Annotated in this window: 12 protein-coding genes; 6 read left to right on the forward strand and 6 right to left on the reverse strand. The window is 33.3% G+C overall.

Annotation, left to right across the window (positions count from 1 at the left end; genetic code table 11):
- Positions 1-38 precede the first annotated feature (38 nt).
- Positions 39-1,106 carry a class II fructose-bisphosphate aldolase gene (gene fbaA, locus B4G36_RS01440; RefSeq protein WP_291061426.1) on the reverse strand — a complete coding sequence of 356 codons (1,068 nt, stop codon included), beginning with the start codon at positions 1,104-1,106 and terminating at the stop codon, positions 39-41.
- A 37-nt stretch (positions 1,107-1,143) separates the two neighbouring features.
- On the reverse strand, positions 1,144-3,747 hold the full coding sequence (locus B4G36_RS01445) for a BamA/TamA family outer membrane protein (protein WP_291061428.1): 2,604 nt from the start codon (positions 3,745-3,747) through the stop codon (positions 1,144-1,146).
- A 4-nt stretch (positions 3,748-3,751) separates the two neighbouring features.
- On the opposite strand from B4G36_RS01445, the gene B4G36_RS01450 reads away from it, so the two are divergent.
- The 3 genes from B4G36_RS01450 to B4G36_RS01460 all read left to right on the forward strand — a co-directional run bounded on the left by B4G36_RS01450 (position 3,752) and on the right by B4G36_RS01460 (position 6,381).
- Complete coding sequence (locus tag B4G36_RS01450) at positions 3,752-4,495, forward strand: TrmH family RNA methyltransferase (protein ID WP_115001648.1); 744 nt, start codon at positions 3,752-3,754, stop codon at positions 4,493-4,495.
- Positions 4,496-4,583: 88 nt separating this feature from the next.
- Positions 4,584-5,852, forward strand: a complete 1,269-nt coding sequence (locus B4G36_RS01455) for a serine hydrolase domain-containing protein (protein ID WP_291061430.1) — start codon at positions 4,584-4,586, stop codon at positions 5,850-5,852.
- 145 nt (positions 5,853-5,997) lie between these two features.
- Complete coding sequence (locus B4G36_RS01460; protein ID WP_280036721.1) at positions 5,998-6,381, forward strand: HU family DNA-binding protein; 384 nt, start codon at positions 5,998-6,000, stop codon at positions 6,379-6,381.
- A gap of 272 nt (positions 6,382-6,653) precedes the next feature.
- On the opposite strand, the gene B4G36_RS01465 is transcribed toward B4G36_RS01460, so the two are convergent.
- Positions 6,654-7,766: an ABC transporter permease gene (locus B4G36_RS01465; RefSeq protein WP_219033706.1), complete on the reverse strand. Its 1,113-nt coding sequence runs from the start codon at positions 7,764-7,766 to the stop codon at positions 6,654-6,656.
- Positions 7,766-9,838, reverse strand: coding sequence for a carboxy terminal-processing peptidase (locus B4G36_RS01470; RefSeq protein WP_291061433.1), 2,073 nt, complete (start codon positions 9,836-9,838; stop codon positions 7,766-7,768). Before B4G36_RS01470 ends, B4G36_RS01465 begins: the two co-directional genes overlap by 1 nt.
- Before the next feature lie 193 nt (positions 9,839-10,031).
- Between B4G36_RS01470 and surE the strand changes: the two genes are divergently transcribed.
- Positions 10,032-10,799: a 5'/3'-nucleotidase SurE gene (surE, locus tag B4G36_RS01475; protein WP_291061435.1), complete on the forward strand. Its 768-nt coding sequence runs from the start codon at positions 10,032-10,034 to the stop codon at positions 10,797-10,799.
- 82 nt (positions 10,800-10,881) lie between these two features.
- Here surE and B4G36_RS01480 read toward each other — a convergent pair whose 3' ends face one another.
- Both B4G36_RS01480 and gyrA read right to left on the reverse strand, forming a co-directional pair.
- Complete coding sequence (locus tag B4G36_RS01480) at positions 10,882-12,078, reverse strand: tetratricopeptide repeat protein (protein ID WP_291061437.1); 1,197 nt, start codon at positions 12,076-12,078, stop codon at positions 10,882-10,884.
- A 3-nt stretch (positions 12,079-12,081) separates the two neighbouring features.
- Complete coding sequence (gene gyrA, locus B4G36_RS01485) at positions 12,082-14,655, reverse strand: DNA gyrase subunit A (protein WP_291061439.1); 2,574 nt, start codon at positions 14,653-14,655, stop codon at positions 12,082-12,084.
- Between the two features lie 364 nt (positions 14,656-15,019).
- On the opposite strand from gyrA, the gene rpmH reads away from it, so the two are divergent.
- Positions 15,020-15,178 (forward strand): 50S ribosomal protein L34, encoded by a 159-nt coding sequence (gene rpmH / locus B4G36_RS01490; protein ID WP_019974979.1) that lies wholly within the window; start codon positions 15,020-15,022, stop codon positions 15,176-15,178.
- Positions 15,179-15,262: 84 nt separating this feature from the next.
- The gene (locus B4G36_RS01495) at positions 15,263-15,955 is read left to right on the forward strand and encodes a cell division ATP-binding protein FtsE (protein ID WP_291047124.1); all 693 of its coding nucleotides are present in this window, start codon (positions 15,263-15,265) and stop codon (positions 15,953-15,955) included.
- Positions 15,956-15,984 lie beyond the last annotated feature (29 nt).

Here is a 15,984-nt window from a genome sequence, read left to right on the forward strand (position 1 = left end):
CTGTTTTTATTTGGGTAAGAATAATCTTAATGAAAAGATTATCCTAAAGTATTAACATTATTTAAATCGTGGAAAGCTTGGATTAATCTATCTTTGAAAGTAGCTTCTCCAGCTCTTAACCACACGCGTGGATCATAATATTTTTTGTTAGGAGATTCTGGACCTTCTGGGTTTCCAATTTGTCCTTGTAAATAAGCTGCATTTTCGTCAAAATATTTACGAATTCCTTCCATAAATGCATATTGTAAATCTGTATCAATATTCATTTTGATAACTCCGTAGCTAATAGCTTCTCTAATTTCTTCTAACGTAGAACCAGAACCTCCGTGGAATACGAAGTTTACAGCGTTGTCTACACCATACTTTTCGTTGATGTATTTTTGAGAGTTATCTAAAATTTTTGGAGTCAATACAACATTTCCTGGTTTGTAAACACCGTGTACATTACCAAATGCTGCTGCAATCCAGAAATTATCAGAAATAGATTTTAAGTTTTCGTAAACGTAAGCAACTTCTTCTGGTTGAGTGTATAATAAAGAATTGTCAACATTAGAATTGTCAACACCATCTTCTTCTCCACCTGTAATACCTAATTCCATCTCCAAAGTCATTCCAACTTTAGACATTCTTTCTAAGTATCTTTTGCACGTTTCTACGTTTTCTTCTAAAGGCTCTTCAGATAAATCTAACATGTGAGAACTAAATAAAGTCTTTCCGAATTTATTAAAATGTTCTTCGTTAGCGTCCATAATTCCATCAATCCAAGGCAATAATTTTTTTGCACAGTGGTCTGTATGTAAAATTACAGTAGCTCCGTAAGACTCAGCTAAAGTGTGAATATGTTTTGCTCCCGCAATAGCACCTTTGATAGCAGAAAGTTGATTTTCTCCTTTTAATCCTTTTCCGGCATTAAAAGCAGCACCTCCGTTAGAAAATTGAATAATAACTGGAGAGTTTACTTCAACTGCAGCTTCCATTGCAGCGTTAATAGTATCTGAACCGATGACATTACACGCTGGTAAAGCGTATTGATTTGCTTTTGCATCATTGATAATGTCTTGAACTAATGAACCGGTAGCAACACCGGCAGGAAATTTTCTGCTCATTATGTTAGTATTTTGTGAAACAAATATAGATGTTTTTTTAGAAAGGATAATTAATTCCGAAGTGGATTCTTGGTTTAAGCAAATTAAAATTGTCAAATTGCCAGCGATCACCTAATTCATAAGAAGGGTCATAAATTTTGTAACCCAAATCAAATCTTACAATTGCAAACGTACCAATGTGATAACGGAAACCTAATCCAGAACCAATTCCGAATTCTTTGTAAAAATCTTTGAACTTAAATAATGTTTCTGGACGATTTTTATTAACACCCCAAATATTACCAGCATCAAGAAAATATGCACCTTCCAAACTTCCAAAAAGATTGAAGCGATATTCAGCATTGAATAATAATTTCATGCTTTCAAATTCTAAACTTTGATTTTTAGAATCGATACGTGGTTTACTTCCAGGACCTAAAGTTAACGGTGCCCAACCACGAACATCATTTGCTCCTCCAGCCGAATAACTTCTTACGAAGGGTGCAACATCTGAGTTTCCATATGGTTGAATGATTCCGAATAAGAAACGTCCCGCTACGCTAGAATTTGAATTTAATTTGAATTTTCGTCTAACATCCACATCAAATTTTACGAATTGAGAATAAGGAATTCCAAAGATCAAACCTGCTTGATTTCCGTCTCGATCAGGTTCAGCTTTATTAAAGCCAAAAGCTTTGTCTAAACCTCTTAATACATTTCCGGCTAATTCAATTCTCGCTTGAATAAACCAAGGATTACTTTTTGGTCGAAATGAATTTTCTTGATTAAATGTAAATTGATAGATAAAAGAGTTGATTAATACATTTTGGGAAATATTAGCTTTTCTATATAACATATTCTCAAAATCAACATACAACTTTGCGTTTTCTCCAGTTAATGAACTTTGGAATCCTTTGTCAGCCTCGATTGCATCTGTTAATTCATCGTCCGTTAGATAAATTGGTGCATTAGGATTGTATGCGTAGTATAAATCTTTTACTTCGTTTTTTGTATTATTATCTTTTGTAAACACTTCATAATAGCGATCTTTTTTTCGATTACTAATAAATTCTGTGTTAAACAAAGAAACTTTGTGTTGAAACTCCGAACTCGAAATATCCATATCAAAACCAAAACCATAAGTCGTTTTGTCTAAACCTACATTTTTCTGCGTACTTGCATTCATTCGAATAGCAGATTCGGCAGTAAAACGTTTTGGTAAAATATTATCAAGATTAATTGGTGTTAATAAATAAGGAAATTTCAACTTTGTTTCGATAGCGATTTCGTAAGCATTTAAGAATGCTTTATTCATTGAGAAATCTTTGTTGACAGAACCTAAAGTTCCTTTCAAAGTTGTTTCTAAATTTTCTCCTCCTCCAAATAGATTTCTCGAAGTTAAAGTCATTCCGGGAGAAATTGCAAAGTTCATATAGCGAGAAGCATAACTTTCGACAAAGAGATTCAAGTCATATTTCTTTTTTGGTGTAAAGAAAACGTCTACATTTAGGATAGAATCTTGTTTATTAATTCTGAATCCATGTAAGTTAATGTTTTCTTTCTTGAAAATATTACGTTTTGTCTGAATTTCTTGTCGTTGACGATATAGTTGACCCGGACGAATTACAAATGCATCTGTAAAATATTTTGGTCGATATTCTGGCTCTTTTGTATATAAAACGTTATAATCTTTATATTCTTCTTTGATTAATTTACTTTCATCATCAACAAAACTGCGAGAATCTGCATAAATATTTATCTTCCCAAAACGGTATTGCGTAAAAGGTGTAATACTATCCGTTTTCAAAGAATCTTGAATATATTTATCAATAAACATCGTTACATCAAGGCGTTTGTTACTTTTTAATGTATCCGCTTCAAAATATAAATCTTCGCCCGAATCATTAAAATCATAGTAACCTCTATTCTTTAACAAATCGATGATACGATCGCGTTCTTCCTCAAATTTGTCAAAATTATATTGATCTCCAGCATGCAAAACAGTTTGTTTTCCAAGAGGAGAATTAAGATATTCTTCTATTTTTTGATCAGATATTTTTTGATCATATGTTTCGATATATGAAGGTTCACCTAATTTAATATCATAAATTGTTTCTGCTTTTTTTGCAACAGAATCTTTATCATAGGAAACTGCTACTTTCGAATCGAAATAACCTTTATCATGAAATAATCGATTTAAGTTCTTTGCCGAAAATTCTGATTGTTGTTCATCCAACAAAACTGGCGCTTCACCTTGACTATAATAAAGACGTTCTTTCCATAAACTGTGTCCAACATATTCGCTCAGGTTATTCTTCGTTAGTAAACTATCCAATAATTTCTGGTTACGAACCGAAGCATCTTGTCGATAATATTCCTGAAAAGTTTCATCAAATTTCGTAGGAGACCAATTGTAAACCCATTGCCAAAGAGGGAAAAAACCAAGAAACTTACCAGCTGGCTTTTGTTTTACATAATCACTTAAGTCTTTGTTGATTATAGTTTTTTTCTTCTTAATATCGGGATCTTCTTTATCGTATATAAATTTGTTCTTTACAAACAAATATTCTCCTTCAGGTACTTTTTTAGTTGTACTACAGCTATAAAAAAGTAAACCTAAACAAGAGATAAGTGTTATATTTGTTGTAATTTTTTTTTGCATAAATATGTTATCAAATAACGTTATTAAGATAATAACTTCTCTGGGTTCTAAAAAATATAGACAAAAATATAATTTGTTTGTCGTAGAAGGTGTTAAAAATATTGGGGAAGTTATAAAAAGTTCTATAAATATTAAAGAATTATTTATAACTGAAGACTTTTGGCCAGAAGCTACACATATCAAAAAGACTTTTATTGAAGAAAAAGACTTGAAAAAGATCAGTTTCTTAACTACTCCGAATGTAGGTTTAGCACTTTGTGAATTACCTAATTATAACGAAAACATCAAGTTGAATGGTTTAAGTATTGCTTTGGATGATATTCGAGATCCAGGTAATTTAGGAACAATTATCCGCTTGGCTGATTGGTTTGGTGTAGAGGATATTTTGTGTACCAAAGAATCTGTTGATATGTACAACCCAAAAGTTGTGATGTCGACAATGGGCTCTTTTACACGAGTGAAAGTTCATTATATCGATTTGGAGAAATACTTGTCTGACTATAAAGGAAACATTTTCGGGACTTTTATGGAAGGAGAATCTATTTATGAACAAACACTTCCACAAGAAGGTATCTTGGTAATGGGGAACGAAGCGAATGGAATTTCTCCAGAAATCGAGAAGTTAACGACAAATAAACTAAGTATTCCGTTCTTTGGGAAAAATGGTTCTACCGAAAGTCTCAACGTAGCTGTTGCAACAAGTGTCATCTTAGGCGAGTTTAAGTCTCAACTTTCGCACAAATCATAAAAAAAACTTAATGTTTCTAAACGGGTTATTATTCCACAAATAAATATATACTTTAGTGCGAACAAACAAATAGATTAAGAAAAAACACATGAAATATGTAGCGGTTGTTCTTGCTTCTGCCATGCTTTTTATGGGAAGTTGTAGCAAGAAAAACGAACAAAAAGAAGAACTTAGAAAGAAGGATCCACATGCTTTGCGCTTTGATTCGTTGGATTGGAAGGCAGATTTCAAGCCAATGCACTACACACAAGCAGAACTTAATGATTACAGAAATAAACTAAACACTTATTACAAAGACTTTTGGGTTGACGGAAAAGTGAGCGGAGGTTTGTTGGTTGTGAAGAATGGGCAAGTACTTTTAGAGCAATATCAAGGGATGGCAGACGAAAGACATAAGCGTCCAATCACTGCAGAAACACCTATTCACATCGCATCTATCTCGAAAGTTTTTACCTCAATGGCGGTTCTTAAGCTTGTAGAAAAAGGTAAAATCAAATTAGATCAAAAAGTAAATACAATATTAGAAGGTTTTCCTTACGATGATATCACGGTTCGTAATTTGCTAAATCACCGCAGTGGTTTGCCAAATTATGCCAACGTTTTGTGGAATAACAAGAAGGTAATGATGGATCGCGAGAAACCAATTTCTAATCAAGATGTGTTAGATATCTTTAGAGAATTTGACGTTAAACAAATTCGTCCCGCAGACAAAGGGTTTTATTACTCGAACACCAACTTCGCTTTCCTTGCTTTAGTAATCGAAAAGATTATGAAAATATCTTATCCGAAAGCAATGAAATACATGGTTTTTGACCCTCTTGAGATGAATAACACCTTTGTTTTTGAGTATGATCGCGATAAAGATACAGTAGCTCGTTCTTACAAATACAATGGTTACGAGTGGGCTTGGGATGATTTTGACCGCACGTATGGAGACAAAAATATCTACTCAACGCCAAGAGATCTGTATAAGTTAGATGTTGCCATGTATTCAGACGATTTCTTACCGAAGAAGATCAAGAAAGAAGCTTTCAAAGGATATAGTTACGAGCAGAAAGGTTTCAAAAATTATGGGCTTGGAATGCGCTTGTTAGAATATGACAATGGTAAAAAATTATTGTATCACAATGGTTGGTGGCACGGGAATAACACAGTTTTTGTACACGATGTTAACAATCAATTTACGGTAATTGCATTAGGAAACAAGCAGAATAAGAATATATATAGTGCATTTAAATTGGCTGGACTTACAGGAACTTATCTGCTAAAAGCACCAAATAAAGATTCGATGAGATTGCATCAAAAACCAATTGTACCAAAAACAACAGCAAAACTTTCGACCAAAGTTTCAAGATAATAGCAAGGCTTTCTTATATAAGAAAGCCTTTTTTATTTTTATGATATAATGTATTTTATTGATAATCAATAGTTTTATTTTGTTAATTAAATATAAAGTATTAACTTAGAGATAATTAACTATTAATATGTAAATACTTTTAATTATGGCTGTAAAATACAACGTTATTCAGAAGGCTTACCCAGGAGATCCTATGGCGCCTAAAAAGTTCTACGCAAATTCTATTGCAGATGGTGAAGTATCACTTCGAAATTTGAGTAAAGAAATTGCGCAAACCTCATCTGTTAGTGAGAGTGATGTGTATGCAACATTGATTGATTTGGCTAAAATGTTATCGAAACATTTGTCTGATGGAAAGATTGTTCGCTTAGGAGATTTTGGTTCTTTTCAAATAAGTATTAGTAGCGAAGGAATGGATGCAATGAACAAAGTAAATTCTGCTTCTATAAAAAGTGCTAAAATACTTTTTAGACCTGGTCTCGATTTACGAGATACTTTAGCTACTTTAAAGTATGAGAAAAAGAAATAGTTGAGATAATTTTTCTAATTTCTAATTGAAGTAAATAAAAAACGTCAAGTGGTTTTCATTAAAATCACTTGACGTTTTGTTTAAAACCTCCTTAGGTTTTATATAAAAGGTAGGGAGATTTTTATTTGTATGTCAAGCTGAATTCATTTCAGCTTCGCATACTTTTTATAAATACTTCTAAAAAAACTTTATATTATTAAGGATGTGTTTCTGAAATAAGTTCAGAATGACTCTGTATGTTTATTTAATAATCATCTTAAAAAATAAGCTTCTTACTGCTTAATATCCATAATATCTCGCAATACATTCCCAAAGATATTAAACCCAAGAACCAATAACATAATAGCTAATCCCGGTAGAATTGCCAAATGTTGTTTCCCTAAAATAATATGATTATAATGTTCTTTTATGATATTTCCCCAAGACGGAGTAGGAGGTTGTGCGCCAATTCCAAGAAAACTAAGACCGCTTTCTACTAAAATTGCCGAAGCAAAATTGGCAGCAGATATAACGATAATAGGTGCAACAACGTTAGGTAATATTTGGTTGAAGATAATTCTTGTGTCCGAAAATCCTAAAGCTTTTGCTGCTTCTACAAATTCTTTTTCTCTGTATGATAGGAATTGTCCGCGAACTACACGTGCAACTTCTACCCACATCGTTAGTCCAACTGCGATAAATATCTGCCAAAATCCTTTTCCAATAGCTAAGGTAATTGCAATAACCAATAGTAATGTTGGGATAGACCACACAACGTTTATCAACCACATTATAATGTTATCTGTTCGTCCCTTGTAATAACCTGCAAGAGCGCCCAAGGAAATTCCGACAACTAATGAAATGAAAACAGCGATAAACCCGATAAGAAAAGAAATTCTTGTCCCGATGATTAATCTAGAATAAAAGTCTCTTCCGTAAGAATCTGTTCCAAGTAAATAGGTTTTTGTATAGATAAAATCCTTCTCTATATCTTGCGTTTTGATGTTATGCTTTGTCCAAGTTAACAAATCTATCTTTATTGCTTCACCACTTAGTCCGTTCCCTATATATGGAATATAAGTAATGCTTTGTCCATCTCTTTTGTAAGATGTAATACTTATTTGTTCGGTATCGATTTCTTTCCCGAATATAAAATCAGAAAAGTTCGTTTTTCCTGAATAATTAGGTAAAGGGATTTCGATTGTTTTTTGCTGATAACCTATAGGTGAATATGCAATGGTTAGGTCCTGTCTGTTTGCATTTTCCGTTTTGTCGGACGCAAAGACATAAGCAAAAATAGAAATGATTGCAGCTAATACTATTACACTAAAAGAAAGAACACCAAGGGTGTTCTTTCTTAATTTATTGAATATGATTTGAGAAAATGAACCGTTTTCTTGTTCCATTATTTAATGTCTCTTAAAACGTTAACAGCTTCGTTTAAATAAAAGTCTTTTTGCATTCCTTTGAACCAATTGTTACGTTTAGCTTTTAGAACAGTATCTGTTTTAGTAGTTGCCAAATCGTTTTGATTCATTGTAAATTTGAAATTGTTTTTATACTTGTCTAAAGCTTCGAATTTCTTGATTTTATCTTCGCGTGTTTTACGGTACGTTTTGTAGTCTTCTAAGTTCAAAGGAATCTCTTTTACATCTTCCATTGATTTGATGAACTTGAAACTTTCGTTCATTAATGCTAAGTGAGCATTGTTTGCCAAACGAGTTTTACTGTTCGCTTTAATCTTCGCTAAATCGAAAGCAGAAGGCCATTTTGCAATAACCAATGGTTTGATTTGATCCCAATTCAAGGCTTCTGGACGAGAAGCTTCGCTGATATCTTCGTAAGTGAATTGATCAACTAATGCAATGTCCGATTGAACTCCTTTCAATTGTGTAGACCCTCCGTTTACTCGGTAAAATTTTTGTATTGTTAACTTAATAGCTCCTAATTCATCACTTCCCGACTGACGGTCTAAAGGCAAGATTGTTTGTACAGTACCTTTACCAAAGGTTTGCGGAGAACCCACGATAACAGCGCGACCATAGTCTTGCATTGCTGCAGCAAAAATCTCTGACGCAGATGCAGAAAGCTCGTTAACCATTACTACTAAAGGTCCGTCGTATGCGATAGAATTATCTTTGTCTTCGTGAATTTTAAGCATTCCGTCCGAACGTCTCACCTGAACAATTGGTCCTTGATTGATGAATAATCCAGAGATTTTAACTACCTCTTCAAGAGAACCTCCTCCATTATTTCTAACATCGAAAACAAGACCTTTGATGTTTTCTTTCTTCAAGATTTCAATTTCTTTCTTGATATCATCCGAAGGATAACGTCCGCCTTCTTTTCCCATCGGCGTGTAGAACTCAGGTAAATAGATGATTCCGTATTTATCTCCTTTCTCGTCCGTAATAACAGATGAGCGAGCAAATACTTCCTCTGATTCAATTACTTCACGAATCAAAGAGATTGTTTGCTGAGAACCGTCTTTTTTCTGAATAGTCAAAACAACTTCTGTTCCTTTCTTCCCTTTAATCAAGCGAATAGCATCGCTCAAAATCATTCCAACGATGTTTTTAGCTTCACCATTTTTCCCTTGTGCAACTTTAATGATCTTGTCTCCAACTTCTAATTTATTACTCTTCCAAGCTGGTCCGCCTACAATTAATTCAGCAATTGTAGCGTAACCTCTTTTGTCTTGTATTTTGGCTCCAATTCCTTCCATTTGTCCAGACATTTCGAATTCGAAATCCTCTTTACTTGTTGGAGAGAAGTATGTTGTGTGCGGATCGTATTGTTCTGTGAACGAGTTCATGTAAATAGAAAAATAGTTCTCGCGTTTTGTTTGTTTTATACGACGGAAATAGTCAGAAATCAAGTCTTTAACTTCTTCACGCGCCATCTTTTCTACTTCTGCAAAAGGCGTATCTTTTGTGATTTTCTTTTTCTCATCTGCCAAAGGATCTTTTATAGGTTTTATAGAAGAAGAGTTGTCTAATGTATCTTTCTTTTGACCTTTTAATTCGTCTTGCATTGAAATGATTTCTAACATCACGTTATATTTCAAATATTTGCGCCACAAATCTTTTGATTCGTTCTTATCTTTCGCGAATTTTGATGTTTTATAATCGATGTTGAAATTCTCTTTTTGATTAAAATCAAAAGGTTTTGACAAGGCATCCATCGAATATTTTTCAGCTTCAGCAATACGTTTGTAGATTGTATCGACAGTAGAATTGTAGAAACCTAAGTTTTCTGATTTGTAATAATCATCTAAATTGTGATAATCTTTTTTGAATAGATCATAATCAGATTGCAATAAAAAACGTTTGCTTGGATCAATGTATTCTAAATATTTATTGAAAACATTTTCCGAAAATTTATCATCTACAGTAGCAGGTTTGTAATGTAGGTAAGTTAGGGTGTTTCGTGTATTTTTTACGATTAACTTTTCTCTTTCTTCATCTGTGTCTAGCATGGGTTTGCAAAAGCAAAAAGCAAGCAAACTCATTGATAAAAACGATAGTAATACATACGTTTTTTTAATTAACATATTGCGTTGGTATTATATAAATTAATAATTTAAGACTCCTTCAAATATAAAACAAAAAAGAAATTAGAAGGAAGTTTTTTACATTTGTAAAAATGATGAATAAAAGTAAGAATAAAATATGGAAAGACCGCTAATTTTAGTTACAAATGATGATGGAGTAACTGCGCCTGGAATAAGAGCGTTGATAGAGATTGCAAAAGGATTTGGAGAAGTTTATGTTGTTGCGCCAGATAGTCCGCAAAGTGGAATGGGGCATGCGGTGACAATAAATTCGACATTGTTTTGTGATGAAATAGAAGTTGATCAAGATGTAAAAGAGTATGCGTGTTCTGGAACGCCAGTGGATTGTGTGAAATTGGCTGTTTCGCAAATTTTACCTCGTAAACCAGATTTGTGTATTTCGGGAATTAATCACGGATCGAATTCGTCGGTGAATGTGATTTATTCGGGAACAATGTCTGCAGCTGTAGAAGCTGGAATAGAAGGGATTCCTGCGATTGGTTTTTCGTTGTGTGATTTTGCTTATAATGCAGATTTTAAAGCTGGAGAAGATTTTATTAAAACAATTATTGATCAAGTTTTAAAACATAAATTACCAAAAGGTGTCGTGTTGAACGTTAATATTCCGAAGTTGAAAGGACATGAAATAAAAGGAATAAAAGTTTGTCGCCAAGCTGATGCTAAATGGGAAGAAAAATTTGATAAACGTGAAGATCCACGTGGAAGAACGTATTATTGGATGAGTGGAGAATTTAAAAATCTTGATAAAGGTGAAGATACGGATGAACGTGCTTTAGAGGAGGGTTATGTTTCTGTTGTACCAGTTCGTTATGATTTGACAGCCCATCATTTTTTACCAGATTTAAGAAATTGGGATTTGTTCTAAGTTCGTTAAATCTACATTCAGAATTATAAAGCATAAGAAAGGACTTCAATTGAAGTCCTTTCTTTTTAAAATATTGAAATAATTATTTTACTAATTTTTTCTCAGCGTCACGATAGAAATTTTCTTTTTGATCGTTTCCTAAAGTTTTGTAAGCTTGAATTAAGTTACGAATAACTTGACGATTTTCTGGTTGAATTTCGTACATTTTTTCAAGATAAGGAGCTGCTTCTGTAAACAAAGCTTTGCGTTTTACTTCGTTTGCATTGTAAATTTCTTTCTCTTTTTTAGATGTTCCTAAATTGTTGTTCATTGTTTCAACAATTTCTTTGTCTGGTTGTAAAATAGCTAAAACTAAATTGTTGTAAGACTCGAAATGTTTAGGATTTAATTCAATCGCTTTTTTGAACAAGTTTTTAGATTCTTCTGCTTTAGAAGCGTCATCTAAATATAAAACTCCTAAGTTGTAATAATTTTGTGCATCGTTTGGATTAATTTTAATCGCTTCTTCGATGCGTTTTATCATTTTATCAGAGTTTCCAGAAACTTGGTAAATTCCAGTTGCGATATTGTTGATATCAGCATCTTTTGGATATTTTGTAGTTGCTTCTTCTACGATAGCATCGTATTTTTTCGCATTGTACAATCCATTAAGTGCTAAAACATACATATCACGGTTGTAATCTTTTGTTTGATTAGCTGATTTCCCAGTGAATCCTTTTGCTGCTAATTCTTTCAAAATCGTTAACGATTTGTCATAATCAGCTGCGTTGTAAAAACAGATTGCTGCTTGATATTTGTAGATATCTTCTTTTGTACCTAAAGCTTCAACTAAGTTGAAAACATTTAAGAATTTTGTTCCAGCTTCAGCAAATTGTTTTGCGTCCATTGCTTTGTTTGCAGCGTCTAATTCTTTGTTTGCTAAATTAGAAACTTCAGATTGCAACAAAAAACCATATTTTGGTTGTAAAGCAACTTCTTTTGCTTTTGCGTAATTACCACCAGCTGTAGCTTTATCTAAATCGGCTTGAGAATAGTAAAATTCGTCTTTTTTAGAGTCTTTATTTTTGACTTGCCAAACTTTACCGTTTTCGTATTTAGATAATTTTGCTAAATCTTGACTTGCTTTTGTAACATCACCTTTTGCTAAGTTTTCTTTTGCTGATTTATTGTATTTTTCAGCTAAAACGGTAGGTTCTGTTGTTAATTCTTCTGTATTAGTTTGAGCAAATGACGTTGACATTGCTAAAACTAAACCTAAACTAAATAATAATTTTTTCATTGATTATTCATTATTTGGATCCTCGACAGTAGTTTCTTCTGTCTGAGTTTCGTTGTTTTCGTCTGTGTTTTCTATAACAATTGGATTTCCCTCTTCATCAAGTTCTACTTCGTCTTCCAATTCTTCTTCAACTTGTACTTTTGCAATTGCTGCGATTTCGTCGTTCTTTTTCAAGTTAATCAATCGAACACCTTGTGTTGCACGACCCATTACACGAATTTCATCTAAACCAGTTCTAATAGCAACTCCAGATTTATTAATGATCATTAAATCATCTTCGTCTGTAACGGCTTCAATCGCGATTAATTTTCCAGTTTTATCAGTAATATTAAGTGTTGTTACACCTTTACCTCCACGATTTGTTTCACGATAATCTTCGATAGAAGAACGTTTTCCGTAACCTTGTTCAGAAACAACTAATACAGTTTCTTTTTCTACATCAGTAACAACAATCATCCCAATAACCTCATTATCTGGTTGATCTCCTAAATTGATACCACGAACTCCAGAAGCAGTACGACCCATTGGACGAACTTTCTCGTCTTCGAAACGAATAGCTTTACCATATTTAGAAGCGATCATAATTTGAGATTTACCATCTGTTAATAAAGCTTCTAATAATGTATCACCTTCGCGAACTGTAATTGCGTTGATACCGTTAACACGTGGACGAGAATAAGCTTCTAAAGATGTTTTCTTGATGATACCATTTTTAGTTACCATAATTACGTAATTATTATTTACGTATTCTTCGTTCATTAAATCGTGTGTAAGGATATATGCTTTTACTTTATCATCTGGCTCGATGTTAATCAAATTCTGAATTGCACGACCTTTTGATGTTTTAGAACCTTCTGGAATTTCGTACACACGCATCCAATAACATTTTCCTTTTTCTGTAAAGAATAACATGTATTGGTGGTTAGATGCCGAAACCATATATTCTAAGAAATCTTCGTCACGTGTTGTAGCGGCTCTATTACCAACTCCTCCACGAGATTGTTTACGATATTCAGAAAGTGGTGTACGTTTGATGTAACCCATGTGAGAAATCGTTAAAACAACTTGCTCATCAGGAATTAAATCTTCGATATTTAAGTCTCCACCTGCGTAATCGATATCTGTACGACGTTCGTCACCATATTTTTTACGAATTTCTAATAACTCATCTTTGATAATTTGCATACGTAAATCTTCGTTTGCTAAAATATCTTTCAAATGGTTAATCATTTTCATGATTTCTTCGTACTCTTCACGAATTTTATCAATCTCAAGACCAGTTAATGTACGTAAACGTAAATCTAAGATTGCACGTGCTTGAATTTCTGATAACTCGAAAGCTTCCATTAACCCTGTGCGCGCTTCGTCTGGTGTTGCAGATTCGCGAATGATTTTAATTGCACGATCAAGATCATCTTGTGTTCCGATTACTTTCATGTAACCTTCTAAGATATGAGCTCTTTCTTGTGCTTTTCTCAATTCGTATTCCGTACGACGAACAATCACTTCGTGACGGTGTTCTACGAAATGATAAATCATGTCTTTCAAATTTAATTGCTCTGGTCTACCTTTTACCAACGCAATATTATTTACACTGAAAGATGATTGTAATTGAGTAAATTTATATAGTTTATTTAAAACGACGTTAGGAACCGCATCCATTTTAAGGACATAAACGATACGCATACCTTTACGGTCAGATTCGTCACGAATCTCAGAAATACCATCTAATTTACCATCTTTTACCAACTCAGCAGTTTTTGCAATCATATCTGCCTTGTTAACTTGGTAAGGAATTTCTGTAGCGATAATACAATCGCGACCATGTACTTCTTCGAAATTAGTTTTTGCACGTAAAACAACACGTCCACGTCCAGTTTCGAAAGCTTGTTTTACACCATCATAGCCATAGATAGTACCTCCTGTTGGGAAGTCTGGCGCTTTGATGTATTGTGTTAATTCGTCAATTGTAATCTCACGATTGTCGATGTATGCAATTGTTCCGTCAATAACTTCTGTTAAGTTATGTGGCGCCATATTTGTTGCCATACCAACCGCAATACCAGATGCACCATTTACTAATAAGTTTGGAACACGAGTAGGTAATACAGTAGGTTCTTGGATAGTATCGTCAAAGTTTAGTTGAAAGTCAACTGTCTCTTTATCTAAATCAGCTAATAATTCGTCTGAAATTTTTTGAAGTCTTGCTTCAGTATAACGCATTGCAGCAGGTGGATCACCATCTACAGAACCGTAGTTACCTTGTCCGTCAACTAATAAGTAACGCAAAGACCAAGGTTGCGCCATACGTACCATTGTGTCGTAAACAGAACTGTCGCCGTGTGGGTGAAATTTACCTAAAACTTCCCCTACAATACGTGCCGACTTTTTGTAAGAACGATTAGAAAAAACACCTAATTCATACATTCCGAATAATACTCTACGGTGTACAGGTTTTAAGCCATCACGCACATCCGGAAGCGCACGAGATACGATTACCGACATCGAATAATCGATGTAAGCGGATTTCATTTCATCCTCAATGTTAATTGGGATTAGTCTTTCTCCTTCAGTCATATTGTTTTGTTATATAAGGTGGCTAATATACGAATTTTAAGCTAAAAAAAGATTGATAAAAACAAGATATTTGATGTTTTATGAAAGTTTTAAGGAAACTTTTCTAATCCTTCTAAAAATAGCTTTGTTTTATCCTCGTAAATGATATTGTTGATAAGTTTTAATTGTTATTGTTTTAATTTTCTCTTGCTTAACAAAAAAATGTTTTTATATTTGCACTTCGAAAATTACAAAGTGTAGAACGGAACGCGGTTTACTATTAATTCAGCTTTTTTGTAATTTTCTATCAATTTGATTTTTGAATTAATAATAATAACTGTATATTTGCAACCCATTCGAGTAATGGATTAGAAACTTAGTAAAGATGAGTAAAAGAACATTTCAACCAAGTAACAGAAAAAAAAGAAACAAACACGGATTCCGTGAGCGTATGGCTTCTAAAAACGGGCGCAAAGTATTAGCTGCTCGTAGAAAGAAAGGAAGAAAAGCATTAACTGTTAGTGAAGTAAGAGCTAAAAGATAATCGCTACAATTCATAAAAAATAAGCTTGAAGGTCGTTCTTTCAAGCTTTTTTTTTTACATTTGTTTTAAAGACTGTAGAAAAGTATGGAAGCTAAAAATGTAATTGAGTTAAGTCAATCATCTATATATCAAAGAAATCATTTAGTATTATCTGACGTTAATTTTACACTTAATGAAGGAGAATTTGTCTACCTTATTGGAAAAACAGGAAGTGGAAAAAGTAGTTTGTTGAAAGTGCTTTATGGTGATTTACCACTTCAATCGGGACAAGGTTCTGTGGTTGGAATGGATTTGAAATCATTGAAAACAAGTAAAATTCCTGATCTTAGAAGACATTTAGGAATCGTTTTCCAAGATTTCCAATTATTAACAGATCGTACAGTTGAGCAAAATTTAACGTTCGTTTTGAAAGCAACAGGTTGGAAAGATAAGGCTACAATCGATAAACGTATTGATGAGGTTTTAGATTCGGTAGGGATGTTGTCAAAAAAGAAAATGATGCCTTTCCGTCTTTCTGGAGGAGAACAACAGCGTGTTTCTATTGCTCGTGCTTTATTAAATCATCCTGAATTAATTTTAGCAGATGAGCCTACAGGAAACCTAGATCCAGAAACGTCAAATGATATTATGGATTTATTGTTGTCGGTATCGAAAGATAATAATTGTGCAGTTTTGATGGCTACACACGATTATGAAATTATTCGTCGCTATCCTGCGCGTAAAGTGCGTTGTGAAGACGGAAGATTATTTGAAGTTGCGGAAGCGATATCAGAATAAGATAAATTACACAATATAATTTTGAAGAA

Source organism: Empedobacter sp. UBA3239 (genome assembly GCF_002362875.1).
GTDB lineage: Bacteria > Bacteroidota > Bacteroidia > Flavobacteriales > Weeksellaceae > Empedobacter > Empedobacter falsenii_B.